This window comes from Streptomyces sp. NPDC088554, assembly GCF_044752945.1.
Taxonomy (GTDB): domain Bacteria; phylum Actinomycetota; class Actinomycetes; order Streptomycetales; family Streptomycetaceae; genus Streptomyces.
This window is the reverse complement of sequence record NZ_JBIVMF010000011.1, coordinates 78912-92756: the sequence shown is the minus strand read 5'-3', so window position 1 is coordinate 92756 and position 13845 is coordinate 78912. Positions and strand designations below refer to the sequence as shown.

Annotated in this window: 10 protein-coding genes; 4 read left to right on the top strand and 6 right to left on the bottom strand. The window is 70.1% G+C overall.

Features of this window, described 5'->3' with window-relative positions; all coding sequences use genetic code 11:
- Positions 1–6: 6 nt before the first annotated feature.
- Positions 7–1008 (bottom strand): sugar-transfer associated ATP-grasp domain-containing protein, encoded by a 1002-nt coding sequence (locus tag ACIP8W_RS15000; RefSeq protein ID WP_402203228.1) that lies wholly within the window; start codon positions 1006–1008, stop codon positions 7–9.
- 844 nt (positions 1009–1852) lie between these two features.
- Between ACIP8W_RS15000 and ACIP8W_RS14995 the strand changes: the two genes are divergently transcribed.
- Together ACIP8W_RS14995 and ACIP8W_RS14990 are read left to right on the top strand one after the other, a co-directional pair.
- Positions 1853–3193 (top strand): helix-turn-helix domain-containing protein, encoded by a 1341-nt coding sequence (locus ACIP8W_RS14995; protein ID WP_402203226.1) that lies wholly within the window; start codon positions 1853–1855, stop codon positions 3191–3193.
- 701 nt (positions 3194–3894) lie between these two features.
- Entirely contained in the window at positions 3895–4818 is a 924-nt protein-coding gene (locus tag ACIP8W_RS14990; RefSeq protein ID WP_402203224.1) for a helix-turn-helix domain-containing protein, read from the top strand.
- Between the two features lie 39 nt (positions 4819–4857).
- Here ACIP8W_RS14990 and ACIP8W_RS14985 read toward each other — a convergent pair whose 3' ends face one another.
- The 3 genes from ACIP8W_RS14985 to ACIP8W_RS14975 form a co-directional block, all read right to left on the bottom strand.
- Complete coding sequence (locus tag ACIP8W_RS14985; protein WP_401955103.1) at positions 4858–5367, bottom strand: ATP-binding protein; 510 nt, start codon at positions 5365–5367, stop codon at positions 4858–4860.
- A 92-nt stretch (positions 5368–5459) separates the two neighbouring features.
- The gene (locus ACIP8W_RS14980) at positions 5460–5846 is read right to left on the bottom strand and encodes an RNA-binding S4 domain-containing protein (protein ID WP_401955101.1); all 387 of its coding nucleotides are present in this window, start codon (positions 5844–5846) and stop codon (positions 5460–5462) included.
- Between the two features lie 52 nt (positions 5847–5898).
- Positions 5899–7965, bottom strand: coding sequence for a PhoX family protein (locus ACIP8W_RS14975; protein WP_401955099.1), 2067 nt, complete (start codon positions 7963–7965; stop codon positions 5899–5901).
- 373 nt (positions 7966–8338) lie between these two features.
- Here ACIP8W_RS14975 and ACIP8W_RS14970 point away from each other — a divergent pair, with 373 nt between their 5' ends.
- Entirely contained in the window at positions 8339–9838 is a 1500-nt protein-coding gene (locus ACIP8W_RS14970) for a VWA domain-containing protein (RefSeq protein ID WP_402203222.1), read from the top strand.
- Between the two features lie 132 nt (positions 9839–9970).
- Here ACIP8W_RS14970 and ACIP8W_RS14965 read toward each other — a convergent pair whose 3' ends face one another.
- Together ACIP8W_RS14965 and ACIP8W_RS14960 are read right to left on the bottom strand one after the other, a co-directional pair.
- On the bottom strand, positions 9971–11209 hold the full coding sequence (locus ACIP8W_RS14965) for an ATP-binding protein (RefSeq protein ID WP_401955333.1): 1239 nt from the start codon (positions 11207–11209) through the stop codon (positions 9971–9973).
- A gap of 44 nt (positions 11210–11253) precedes the next feature.
- Positions 11254–11907, bottom strand: coding sequence for a response regulator transcription factor (locus ACIP8W_RS14960; protein WP_401955095.1), 654 nt, complete (start codon positions 11905–11907; stop codon positions 11254–11256).
- 212 nt (positions 11908–12119) lie between these two features.
- Between ACIP8W_RS14960 and metG the strand changes: the two genes are divergently transcribed.
- Positions 12120–13745: a methionine--tRNA ligase gene (gene metG / locus ACIP8W_RS14955; RefSeq protein ID WP_401955093.1), complete on the top strand. Its 1626-nt coding sequence runs from the start codon at positions 12120–12122 to the stop codon at positions 13743–13745.
- Positions 13746–13845: the final 100 nt, after the last annotated feature.

The window sequence follows — 13845 nt, the reverse complement described above, 5'->3', positions numbered from 1 at the left end:
TCCTGGTCAGATGATCGGGCGATCCATCACGGAGCGGAGCGCGGGAACAAGCGCCGGCGCGACGCCGCCGTGCGTGCGCTGGATGTGTGCGAGGGAAGGGCTGCTGTTGCCCTCGATGACCACAGGTCCGCCGGGCGTGAGGGCGATGTCCCAGCCGATGAAGGGCACCTGCGGGAACAGGCGGGCACAGCGCTCGGCCAGCTCTCGGACCTCCGTCATGTGGGAGATCCGGTGGTCGGCGAACAGCACTGAACTGACCCCGTGGTGGGTGTGGGCGTTCAGATATCGGTCGTAGCCATGGCGGTCGAGTCGTCCGTCGGGGTGAACACGGATCTGCATGCCGCCGACGGCCGAGTTGTCCGTGGCGCTCTCGGCGCCGCCGAGCTTCAGCATCATGTACAGGGCCTCGGCGGCGCCTTCACGCAGCAGGGTGATCACGCGGAACGTGTTGAGGGCGTACGGGTTCAGCACGTCCAGGTCGGGGTGCTGAGGCACGTGCTGCTCCACCAGCCACGTGCCCCACCGCTGCGCGTAGGCCGGGAGGTAGAAAGCGTCCTCGCCGGGCCGCACGATCACGACGCCGGACCCACCGCTGGAGTAACGGGAGGGCTTGACCACCACGCGCCCGAGTCCGGAAGCGTGGTCGAGGACCTCCGTCAGCGGCACCACATCACCAGCGGACGTCACACCCGTGCGGCGGTCACCGCTCGCGATGAGCGCGGGCTGCGGGACGCCTGCGGAGGCGAGGATCCTCTTGCAGGACGTCTTGTCGTCCAGGTCGATCGCGTCCCGGTTCACGCCGGGAAGGAGACGGTGGAACAGGGCGCTCTCCGGCAGGTACGAGTAGGCCCGCTCGGCGGACACCTCGCGCCGGTATCCGCCGTAGCGGAAGTAGTGGAAGGGCAGGCAGCGCCACCGCGCGGAGACCTTCATCAGCTCCACGGCAATGCGTGCCAGGCTCTTCCGGTCCTCATCGCACAGCATCGCGGGAAGGTGCTCGTGCCTCATCTGTCGCACCTGGTAGGGAAGAAACCGCGCGCCGGATATGCGAGGAAGGACCTGGGTGCGGAACCACTCCTCGGTCACGGCCTGGCGGTGATTGAAGCCGCGATTCGCGGTACGTCTCATGGTGCTCCTCCCGTTTCTCAGTGGTCCGGGGTTCCGGCGATGGCCAACGTGACGACGAGCGCACTGCCGACGATCACGTAGGCCACGGCAGCGAAGCGATGCCTCATCGGACGGGCCCGATGTCGTCGGCGGCGGTGGACCAGGCGATGCCGTTCGCGGCTGGATGTGGGCGATGCGGATGAGCCGGCCGCCGCGCCTCTCGTGGACGACGGCCGTCAGCTCCCCTTCACCCCGGCTCGCTATGTCGCGGACCATGCGGTGAAGGAGGGGATGGTCCTCCCGGCCTTCGGCATCGACCGGATTCACCGCTCGGACTCCTCGCGATCGCTCGCTCCGCGCCGGAGGAATCTCTCCCACCCGGATTCGGCGCGGGCGCGGAGGGCCGGGCACGGACCGGCCGGCGGCTCGGGAACCGTGTGCTGTCGTCCGCTGTCGCCGGACGTACGGACGGGCAGAGGCTGGCGCATCAAGACCTCCTCGTGGGTGGTACAGCCCGGCACCCGCGTGTGGGACGCCGATGACGGGCTGCTGTCCTGAGAGCCGTCCGGAGCGGGCGGGGGAGCCGGTTACCCGGGTGCTCAGCTCCGAACGGCGTGAGGCCCAGTGAACGGCCGTGGACCATGGGCTCGGAACGTTTCCATGCGGTTCCTCCAGTGAGAGAAACCCCCGTTTCCCACACGCACGGGGAGTAGCCTCCTGACTACCAACCTGAGGGGAGGGTGGGATGTCCGACCCGATGGCTCTGCACCCGCTGACCTACGTGCGAGAGAGCAAGGGCTGGGGCAAGGCCGAGTTAGCCCGGCGCATGCGTGAACGCGGGGCCGAGCTGGGCGTACCGCTGGCCACCAACCGGACGACGGTCTGGAAGTGGGAGCAGGGGCAGGCGCCTGACGCGGACGCGCAACGAGTGCTCGCCGACCTGCTGGGCGTCCCCGAGGATTACGTACGTTCGGCAGCCTGGCCCCGATGGTTGCCGGCGTGGGAATCGACGGCCCTGGCGGCCCCGTGGACTCCGGCCGGCACCGTGAAGGTATTCACTGATCTGGTCAGGAACGGCCACATGGATCGTCGCGGATTCCTGTCCATCACCGGCGTCGCGCTGACGGGCGTCGCCGCCAACTGGGCGGCCGCACCAGAGGCGTTCGCCTCGGCACTCGACGGCAACCGCGTCACCAACGCGATGGTGACCACCATCGAAGCGCGCGTGGACACCCTCCGCACGCTCGACGACCAGATGGGCGGAGCGCGCCTCCTGGACCAGGCCACCAGCGACCTCGCGCTGATCGCCAGCCTTCTTGACCACGGGCGCTACTCCGACGCCGTCGAACACCGCCTGTACGCCACGGCAGCCCACGTGTCCTACCTCGCCGGTTGGATGGCCTACGACAAGGGCCTCCGCTCCCTCGGCCAGCGCTACTACGTCGGCGCCCTCCGCAGCGCCCACAGCGCGAAGGACGACGGCTTCGGCGCCTTCGTCCTGGCCGAGATGGGCGTCCACATCTCCGACTCCGGCGACACCGCCGCACGCGTGAAGCTGATCGACACCGCCATCGGCAACGCCCCCTCGGCCCTCCCGCCTGCGGCGACCTCGTACCTCTACCTCCACCAGGCGGAGGCCCTGTCCCGAGACACCCAGCACGAGGCGGCCGGCAAGTCCCTCAACCGGGCCTACGACCTGTGGGGCGCCTACCGCGAAGGCGACCGCCCCGACTGGCTCGGCTGGTACGGCGAGGCCCAACTCAAGTCCACCGAGGGCAAGATCATGCTTCGCTCCGGCTTCCCCGAGCGAGCAACCAGCGCCCTCGCGGTGGCCGTGGACCAAGCGGTCCCACGTGACCGAGCCGTGCGGTCCGGCCGACTCGCCACGGCACGCCTGGCAGTCCGGGACCTCGACGGCGCCCTGGCCGCTGCGACCGCCGGTATGGAGCTGCTGGAGAACCGCGTCCGCTCAGACCGAGCACGTGCTCGTTTGACCAAGTTCAGCAGTTACCTCGAACCCCACTCCGCAGTGCCGGCCGTACGGGAGTTCCGCGACCGTCTCCGGGCTCTCCCCACAGCTATATGAAGGAACAGGGGTACGCCATGGTCACGTCTCCCACGGGCGAGAACAACCCTTATCTCAAAGCTACTCAGGTGCTGTCACGCAATCAAAGAAACACAGGCCCTGAGACACGTGCCCGGTTTGAGTACCAAGATGAGTACGTAGCGCTGACACTGCTGGGACACATGGGCGCCGACCTGCGGGGTGTTCTGGTCGAGTCTCCCCCGATGTGATTCTGCTGCCTCGCGCGAGGTCGAACGCTGCGCATCCCGCCCGTGAACTGCTGGAACAGCTGAGACCGGACCGGCGCAGCGGGCAACTCGATGACTTCCGGTGAGTCGTAGGGGTGTTGTCCACCAGCTGCTTCTCCAGAGCCGAGCGCCGGTTGCCGGGACGCCTGTTCGACTGCTCACGTCCCTCGCGCCGGGTCGTGGGATTCCGCGACCCGGTGGGCCGGGACCCGGTGGGGCGCGACGTAACAGCTCCTAATCAACTGGTGAAACCACCCTTCCCAACCCTCCCCGTAGGTCCTCACGAGGACACCGCGCAGCGGGTCACTCACACGGGTGAAGTCCGGTGAAACCGGACAGAAGTGGGGTGTTGGCGGGGTTAGGGGTCGGCGAAGCAGTGATGGCTTTCGCATATGCCCTGCGCACACAATTCGGCCCCCGGCCGGGACGGCGATCCCGATCGAGGGCCTAACCAACTAGGAATCAACCTTCCCGATGGCTCTTCAGCAGCTTAACGCCTTCCCGCGTGACAAGTCCGGTATTCAAGCGGCGAGTTCCCCGTCCGGTGTCACTCATGTACGCCACCGGCACACCGAGCGGTTCACCGTTGTCGGCAACCACCTCGCCCAGCACCGTGAACTGTCCCTGCTGGCCAAGGGCCTCGGGCTCTACATCCAGTCACTGCCCGACGGCGTCGAGATCGGCATCAAGGCACTCGCCGCCCGCTGCGTCGAAGGCGAAGTCGCCATCGCCTCCGCCCTGCGCGAACTGGAAGCACATGGTTACCTCAGCCGTACGAAAGAGCGCCTCGCCTCCGGGCGCTGGGTCACCCGGACCGTCTCGTACGACATGCCCCTCGCACTGATCCCCCAGCAGCAACAGCAGCGCCAGCAGCAACAGCCGCCGAAGAAGCCCAGGGCCGTCCCCAAGCGCGAAGCCGTCGAGACCGTCGAGACCCCAGAGGCCGTCGAGGCCGTCGCTTCCGAACCCGTCGCCGAAGCCCCTTCCCTCCCCGCACCCGGACACCCCGACCTCGCCCGCCACCGCACCGCCGCCGAAATCCTCGCCGGGCTCCGGCGCCACGATCCTCGCCTGTTACTCGGCGAGCTGGACATCCGCCGCCTCGCCCCCGCCGTCGCCGCCTGGCTGGAACGCGGCATCGAACCCCTCGCCGTACAGCGCACCCTCACCGCCCTGCTCCCGCAGGAGGACATCGCCCGGCCCGCCGGACTCATCGCCCACCGGCTCACCCATCTCCTCCCGCCCCCGCTGCCCGCCGCACCGGTCAAACCCCGCGTCGTACCACTCCAGAACTGCGACCACTGCGACCGCGCCTACCGCTCGCACACCGAAGGGCTCTGCCCCGGCTGCGAGGCCAAACAGGGTCCAGGGGGTCCAGGGGCGCCAGGCCGTGTGTGAGGGAACACGGCCTGGTACCGCACCTTCCCGCCGGCCGGGTCAGAAGCGGTCGGGCGGATCGGTGACCTTGAGCATCACCCAGACCCGTTTCCCCGGACCGCGTCGGGGCGCGACGCCCCAGTCGTCCGCCAGCGCGTCCACGAGCGCGAGGCCCCGGCCGCATTCGTCGTCGGGGCCCGGGGTGCGCGGGCGGGGGAGGAAGTCGCCCGCGTCCTCGACCTCCAGTCGGAGGGTCCCGTCCGCGCGGTGCAGCGAGACGCCGATCTCCCGGCCGGGCGGGCTCCCGTGGCGCAGCGCGTTGGTGACCAGCTCGGAGAGCAGAAGCGCTGCCGTATCGCCCGGGTCCCCGGGCAGGTCCATGCTCAGCTGAAGGATTTCACGGGCGCGACCGACGCTTCGTGGGTGGCTGGGGAGACGGAAGGTGACGCACTGGCGGCTCTGGCCGTACTGGTTGTACTCGCTGTACTGGTCTTGACGGTCGTACTGGGCCTGACGGTCGTACTGGTCGTACACGTCGTACCGGTCGCGCTGATCATCGTCGTGGTTCATGGGAAGGGACTTCCCCGTGACGCGAGTTTTACTTTCCGTACATCAATAGTTACCGTAAGGAGTTGGCCGGGCCCCCCTCCCGGCCGTCCCCCTCAGTGCCCCTGCAACCGGTCGAGATCCCGGCGTTCCCGCTTCGTCGGGCGGCCCGCGCCCCGGTCGCGCAGGGCGATCGGGGTGGTCAGCTCGCGCGGCGGGGGCGGCGGGCTGTTGTCGACGAAGCACAGCGCGGCCACCGGCGGGCCCACCCGTTTCCGTACGATCCGCGAGACCACCACGACCCTGTCCCGGCCCGCGTGCCGCAACCGGACCTCGTCACCCGCCTTGAGCGCGTACGCGGGCTTGACCCGCTCCCCGTTCACGCGGACATGGCCCGCGCGGGCCGCCGACGCCGCCTGGGAGCGGGTCTTGGTCAGCCGCACGGACCAGATCCAGGTGTCGACCCGCGCGGTGCCGCCTTCGTCCAGAGCTTCAGAAGCCATGGAGGGAGGGTATGCGGGGAGCGGGTGCGCGTGCGCGGGTATTCGGCAGCGGTCAGACGCCGATGTCCGCGCCGTCCTTGCGCCACACCGACACCACCGACGGGCGGACGATCTTCCCCGGGCCGTCCGGCCAGGTGCTCGCGGGCTTCTCGACGGACGCGCCGTCGATCTCCCCCGGGTGCTGTACGGCCACCAGGACCCGGCGGTCCTGAATGATCGGACCGCAGGTCTCCGCGCCGCTCGGCATGGTCAGGAACTGCCTCAGCTCACCGCGCCGGTCGCCCTGCGTCGCCACACCGAACAGGCCGTCGTGCGAGCCCAGCGCGTTGCCGTCCGTCGAGATCCACAGATTGCCGTGCGGGTCGAAGGCGACGTTGTCCGGGCAGGAGATCGGGCTGACCCGGTCCTTCGGGAAGCCCGCGAAGTAGGTGGCGGGGTCCTTCGGGTCGCCCGCGACCAGGAACAGCCGCCAGGCGAAGCCGTCGCCCGCCGGGTCGTCCCAGCTCTCCGCCAGCTCCAGGACGTGGCCGTGCTTGTTGGCGTTGCGCGGGTTGGCCTCGTCGGCGGGCGCCTTGCCCGCCGCGCCACGGTCCTTGTTGTTGGTGAGCGCGACATAGACCCGGCCGGTACGCGGCGACGGCTCGACGTCCTCGGGGCGGTCCATCTTCGTGGCGCCGACCTTGTCGCCCGCGAGGCGCGTGAACACGTACACCTCGTCGGCGGTCATCCCCGGTACGTGCGAGACGGCGCCGGTCGCCAGCGGGATCCAGACGCCGGAACCGTCGAACTCGCCGTCGTTCGGCAGCTTGCCCGTGCCGTCGATCTCGGCCGCCGGGCTGTCGCCGGTCAGCTTGGCGACGTACAGCGTGCCCTCGTCCAGGAGGGTGAGGTTGTGCTCGTGGGCGGCGCGGGACGTGCCCTTCTTCATGCGCTTCGAGGAAACGAACTTGTAGAGGTAGTCGAAGCGTTCGTCATCACCCATGTAGACGACGGGCCTGCCGTCGGCGGTGAGCCGGGGCTGCGCGGCCTCGTGCTTGAAACGGCCGAGCGCGGTGCGCTTGCGGGGGGTGGAGTCCGGGTCGTACGGGTCGAGTTCGACGACCCAGCCGAAGCGGTGGGACTCGTTGGGCTCCTGCTTGACGTCGAAGCGCTTGTCGAACAGCTCCCACTTGCGCTCGGAGGCGCCCGTACCGATGCCGTACCGCAGGTCGGTCGGGCTCGACGCGTTGGCGAAGTACTGGTTGAAGTTCTCCTCGCCGTGCAGCGTGGTGCCCCACGGGGTGGTGCCGCCGGAGCAGTTGTTGAGCGTTCCGTAGACCTTGGTGCCGGTACGGTCCGCGGAGGTACGCAGCAGTTCGCTCCCGGCCGCCGGGCCGGTGAGCAGGAAGTCGCTGGTCGCGGTGAGGCGGCGGTTGAGCTGGTGGCGGGTGACGGCGGTCAGCCTGCCGCTGCCCCGGTCCTCCTGGACCACGACGACGGAGAGCCCGTGGGCCGCCCAGGCGATCTCCACCTGCTCGCGGGTCGGCCTGGCCGGGTCGTACCCCTTGAACATCAGAATCTCATCGGTGTATTCGTGGTTGGCCACGAGCACCTGACGGCCGTGCTCGCCCTTGAGGGGCAGCAGGCTCAGGAAGTCGTTGTTGTAACCGAACTGCCCCGCCTGCGCCTTGGCCGACTGCTTGTCCGCGTCGAAGGCGGGCGCGCCGCGCAGGATGGGCTCGCCCCAGCGGATGACCACGTTCTGGCTGTAGCCGGACGGAATCGTCACCCGGTCGGCGGTGTTGGGCGCGACCGGGGCGAAGCGGAGGCCACGCGCGCCGTCCGGCTTCGGGGTGGCGTCCGGTGTACGGGCGCCGGGCGCGGCCTCCGCCGGTGCGTCACCCGGGCCGAGGGCGAGGGCGGTTCCGGCCGCGCCCGCGACCGTGACGATCGCGGCGGCACGCATCATCGAGCGTCTTGAGAGGACGCTCGCGATGACATCGCCGACGTACTCGTTGTCGCTCTTGTTCGGCACCTCGTGGAAGCAGGCGTCACCGCAGCGGTAACGGCACGTCAGGGCGGAACGCCCGCCCGGGTGGGGGCTGGAACCCTTGGTGATGAGCGGCAGCAGTTTGCGCACTTTCGCCTCCGAATCAGCGATATCAGGGGGGATTTCGGCGCGCGCACCGCGCCGACAGGGCGTCGGGACGTCTCGGCGGTGACGCTAGGTGGCGCGACCAGCACCAGGGCGGCAGCCGAGTGAACCCCGAATGAACGCGGGGTGACCGGCGCGGTCGGTGGACCCGGCCGGCCCGGCCGGTGGACACGAGCGGTACGGCCGGTGGACACGGGCCGCGATACGGCCTCCGAGGCGGTACCGTCCACCGCACACGTGACCGCCCCTGCCCGACAATGCGTGGAGCGGCCGCTAACCTTACGTATCCGCCCTGGCCAGGGATGCGCGTGTCCCCGGCGGCGGACACCGCACCCAACTCATCTGAAAGGCCTCGCCCATGGGCATTCGGAGCTTGATGCGCAAGGTGTTCGGACGCGATCGTGCGGAGGAGCGCAACGAATCGACAGCGGAATCCGCGGCGGACTCCGCGTCGGCCTCCGTACCGTCACAGGCCGACCGTACGGAATCGGCGGTGGCGGAACCCACGGTGAAGGCCGAGGAGTCGGCCCCCGCCGGGGAGACGGTACGGGCCGAGGAAACGGCCTCCGTATCCGCGACCGTACCGGCGTCCTCGTCCACGTCCTCGTCCGCCTCCTCGTCCACGTCCTCTGTTACGGAGGCGGCGGCAGCCGACCTGGTCGCCGCCGCGTTCGACAAGGCCCGCAGCCTGCCCTCGCAGGCGACCCGGGCCCGTACGGCGACGGAGGAAACGGCCACTCCCACGGTCCCGGCGCAGAAGACGGCGGAGGTGGAGGCGAAGCCCGAGGCCAAGCCCGAGGCGAAGCCCGAGCCGGAGGCGCAGGCTGAGGCGAAGCCGGAGCCGGAGGCCAAGCCGGAACTGGAGGCGGAGCCGGAAGTTGCTCCTGCGGCAACTCCTGTGGCGGAAAAGGCAGTCGTCGAGGCAGTCGTCGAGGCCGTTGAGGCTGTTGAGGCCCCGGTGGTTGCCGAGGTCGCCGAGGTCGCCGAGGTCAAGGAGCCCGAAGTGGCCCCGGAGCCGACACCCGAGCCCGTGGCCGTCGCCGTCGCCGTCGCCGCCATCGCCCCCGTGGCCGTCGAGCCCGAGGCCGAGGCCGTCCCCGAAGCCGTCGCTCCCGCCCCCGAACCCGAGGCCATCGCCCCCGAACCCGCCGTTGCCGGTTCCGCCTCGCGTCCCGCCTTCTCCCTCGCTCGCGTCAAGTCCCGTGCCCCCGGGCTCGCCGACCACTACAAGGCCGCCGGGGCCGCCCTCAAAAAGCTCGGGCTGACCGGGCAGCGGGCGCGGGTGTATCTGGTCGTCGACCGGTCCCTGTCCATGAAGGGGTTCTACGGCGACGGCAGCGTCCAGCACCTGGGCGAGCGGGTGCTCGCGCTCGCCGCACACCTGGACGAGAGCGGGACCGTACCCGTCGTACTGTTCTCCACCGACATCGACGGCTCCACCGAGCTGGGGCTCGGGCTCGGTGAGTACGAGGGCGCGATCGACGAACTGCACGGTTCGCTCGGCCGTATGGGCCGTACGAACTACCACCGCGCCGTCGAGGAGATCGTGTCGCTGCACGAGAAGTCCGAGGACGCCGGGCCCGCGCTGGTGATCTTCCAGACCGACGGCGCGCCCAGTGCCGTACGCCTCGCCGAGCAGGCGTTCGCCGAGGCCGCGCGGCTGCCGCTCTTCTGGCAGTTCGTGGCGTTCGGTCAGGAGGAGGCGAAGGAATTCAACTTCGCCAGGAAGCTCGGTGGTGACGAGGCCACCGCCAACGTCGGGTTCAGCCACGCGGGTCCCGTACCGCGCGCCCTCCCGGACGCCGACTTCTACCGCGAGCTGCTCGCCGCCTGGCAGCCCGCCGCCCAGGCTTCCTGACCTACGTACCCACATCCGTACAAGACGCAGCGAGAAACACCCGCCGTACTGCCGCGGGCCCGTGCCGTGCCCACCACGACACGGGCCCGCGGCAGTTCCCGTCCCCGGCCCTGTCCGCTTCCCGCTTCCCGCCTACTGCCCCGCGGGCACCCGGCCCGGCGCCTTCCGCAGCCGGGGCGGCAGCAGCACCGTGGGCCTGGCCACCGGCAGTGTCACCGTCACCGCCAGCCCGCCGCCGGCGCCGCCCGGGACCGCCGTGACCGTGCCGCCGTGCGCCTCCGCGATCGAGCGCACGATGGAGAGGCCGAGCCCCGCGCCCCGGCCCATCCGGTCCCGGCCCTCGCCGCGCCGGAACGGCTCGAACAGCGCGGGGATGTCCGCCTCCTCGACCATGGGTCCGGTGTTGCGTACCACGAACGAACCGCCCTTGACCTCGACGTCCACCGTCCCGTCCGGCACGTTGTAGCGGACGGCGTTGGCCAGCAGGTTCCCGAGCAACTGCCCCAGCAGCAGCCGGTTCCCCCGGACCAGCTCGGCGTCCGCGATGGACAGCGACATCGACAGGGAGACGTCCCGGCCGCAGCGCGCCGTCTCCTCCGCCACCGCCTCGCCCAGGTCGAGCGGTTCCAGGTCCTCCACCTCGCGCTCACTGCGGGCCAGCAGGAGCAGCCCCTCGATGAGCTGCTCGCTGCGCCGGTTGTTGTCGAGCAGCGTCTGTTTCGTACGGGCCAACTCGTCCGGTGTGCAGAAGTCGTCCAGTCCGACCTGGATCGCGGTGCGCTGGGTCGCCAGCGGGGTGCGCAGTTCGTGCGAGGCGTTGGCGATGAACCGGCGCTGGCTGTCGAACGCCTTCTGGAGCCGCGCGAGCAGCGCGTCCAGGGTGTCGCCCAGCTCCTTCAGCTCGTCGGCGGGGCCGCTCGCCCCGATCCGCTCGTGGAGGTTGCGCTCGGAGAGCCGGCGCGCCTTCGCGGTCATCGCGTGCACCGGGCGCAGCACGCGTCCCGCCGTCCACCAGCCGACACCGATCGCGCACGCGGTCATCGCCAGCAGCGCGACGACCGACCAGAACATCATCTCGTCGGAGGCGACGTTCGTGACGGTGTCGGTGAGCTGGTTGGGGGTGACCGGTTCGACGGTCTGCTCGCTGATCAGCCCGCCCACCGGCGAGGTGGGCAGCCCGGGGGAGACCTGGACGGGGGTCAGCCGGCCGGCGATCTCCTGGGCCTCGGTCTGCGTACCGGCGCTGGAGAACAGGTTGACGATGGCGAGCAGCCCGCCGCCGAGGACGAGGAAGACCCCGCCGTAGATGAGCGCGATACGGGTACGGATGGTGGTGCGCCCGAGACAACCCGCCGCCCCGCCCCGCCACAGCCGCCCCCGGAGCCTGCGGAGGGCGAGGCCCGCGACCGTACCCCTCACAGCGCGTACCCCACGCCCTGCACCGTGCGGATCAGCCCCGGCTCGCCGAGCTTGGCGCGCAGCTTGCTCAGGCAGACCCGCACCGCGCCCGTGAACGGGTCGGCGTGCGCGTCCCACGCGCGCTCCAGCAGCTCCTCGGCGGAGACCGGCGCGCCGTCCGCCTCCAGCAGGATCTGGAGCACGGAGAACTCCTTGGGCGACAGCTCCAGCTCCAGCCCCTCCCGCCAGGCCGTCCGCCGTACGGAGTCCAGCCGCACGCCCAGCCGCTCCAGCTGCGGCGGTACGGGCCTGGCGCTGCGCCGCCGCAGCGCGCGAACCCGCGAGACCAGCTCGGGGAAGTCGAAGGGCTTGCCCAGATAGTCGTCGGCGCCCAGGTCCAGCCCCTCGACGCGGTCCTCCAGGGAGGCGGAGGCGGTGAGCATCAGGATGCGCGTACGCGACTGACCGGCGACCAGCTTGCGCGCGACGTCGTCGCCGTGGACGCGCGGCAGGTCGCGGTCGAGGACGACGACGTCGTAGTCGTGCAGTCCCAGATAGGCGAGGGCCGCGTCTCCGCTGTACACGGTGTCGACGGCGAAGCCCGCCCGGCGCAGCCCGGTGGCCACCAGCTCGGCCAGGACCTCCTCGTCCTCGGCGACCAGTACCCGCATGCTGCTCTCCCCTGTCCCCTGCCCCGCTGTCCCCTGCCCCGCCGCTTGGTCCGCACCCCGCACCGTTTCGCGCACCGCCTCTTGCATGATGCCCTTCTCCTCCCAGGATGCGCATGTATAGCGCGGCAGCTGTTTCCCAAAGCTCTCCGCCGGGTACGTACACCCCTTTATTGATGTGGGGGCAGCGCTCCCGGGCCGATACCATTTCGTCCATGGCGGCCACTGGAACCGAAGAGCAGGGTGGGAAGGCGTTCTACGTCACCACCCCCATTTACTACGTCAACGACGCTCCTCACCTGGGCCACGCCTACACGACCGTCGCAGGCGACGTGCTCTCCCGCTGGCACCGCCAGCGCGGCGAGAAGGTGTGGTTCCTCACCGGCACGGACGAGCACGGTCAGAAGATCATGCGCACCGCCGATGCCCACGGGGTGACCCCGCAGGAGTGGTGCGACAAGCTCGTCGAGGAGGCGTGGAAGCCCCTCTGGGAGCACCTGAACATCGCGAACGACGACTTCATCCGTACGACGGAGAAGCGGCACACCGACCGCGTCCAGGAGTTCGTCCAGGATCTGTACGACAAGGACGAGATCTACAAGGGCGGCTACGAGGGCCCGTACTGCGTGGGCTGCGAGGAGTACAAGCTCCCCGGCGACCTGATCGACGCGCCGGAGCCCGCCGAGGACGGCAGCGCCGTCAAGCTGTGCGCGATCCACAAGAAGCCGGTGGAGATCCTCAAGGAGGAGAACTACTTCTTCAAGCTCAGCGCGTACGGCCCGAAGCTCCTGGAGCTGTACGAGAACGACCCGGGCTTCATCCAGCCCGAGTCCGCCCGCAACGAGGTCGTGAACTTCGTCAAGCAGGGCCTCCAGGACCTGTCGATCTCGCGCTCGACCTTCGACTGGGGCGTCCCGGTGCCGTGGGACGAGAAGCACGTGATCTACGTCTGGGTCGACGCGCTGCTCAACTACGCGACGGCGGTCGGCTACGGCGCGAACCAGGAGAAGTTCGAGGCGACCTTCCCTGCCGACGTCCACCTCGTCGGCAAGGACATCCTGCGCTTCCACGCGATCATCTGGCCCGCGATGCTGATGGCGCAGGGGCTGCCGGTGCCCGGCCGGGTCGCGGCCAACGGCTGGCTGATGGTCGGCGGCGAGAAGATGTCGAAGTCGAACCTGACCGGCATCAAGCCGCAGGACCTGACCTCGCACTTCGGTGTCGACGCGTACCGCTGGTACTTCCTGCGGGCCATCGCCTTCGGGCAGGACGGCTCGTTCTCCTGGGAGGACTTCAGCGCCCGCTACACCTCCGAGCTGGCCAACGACTACGGCAACCTCGCCTCGCGCGTCGCGGCCATGGTCGGCAAGTACTTCGGCGGGACCCTGCCGGAGGCGACGGCCTCGGGCGATGCCGAGCAGGCCGTACGGGACGGGCTGGCCGCGGCGGTCACGGCGGCGGACCGGAGGATCGGTGAGGAGCTGGACTTCGCGGGCGGGATCGCCGCGGTCTTCGACTTCGTCAAGCAGGTCAACGGCTATCTGACCGAGCAGGAGCCCTGGAAGGTCGCCAAGGACGACTCGGCCGAGGGCCGGGCGCGGCTCGCGACGATCCTCTACACGGCCTCGGAGGCGCTGCGCGCGGTCGCCGTCCTGCTGAACCCGGTGATGCCGGACACCTCGCAGAAGCTGTGGGAGTCGCTCGGCGCGGCCGAGTCGCTCGGCGCGCTCGCCGACCAGCGCGTCCAGGACGCGGGCGAGTGGGGCCGGCTGCGGCCGGGCGCGACGGTGACGAAAGGCGCGGTGCTGTTCCCGCGCCTGGAGGAGAAGCCCGCCGCGTAACACTCACGGCAGTGCGTACGGGCCCCGGAATCCATCATGTGATTCCGGGGCCCGCGTGTGTTCATCCGGGGCCCGCGTGTGTCATCCGGGCCTCGGTGTG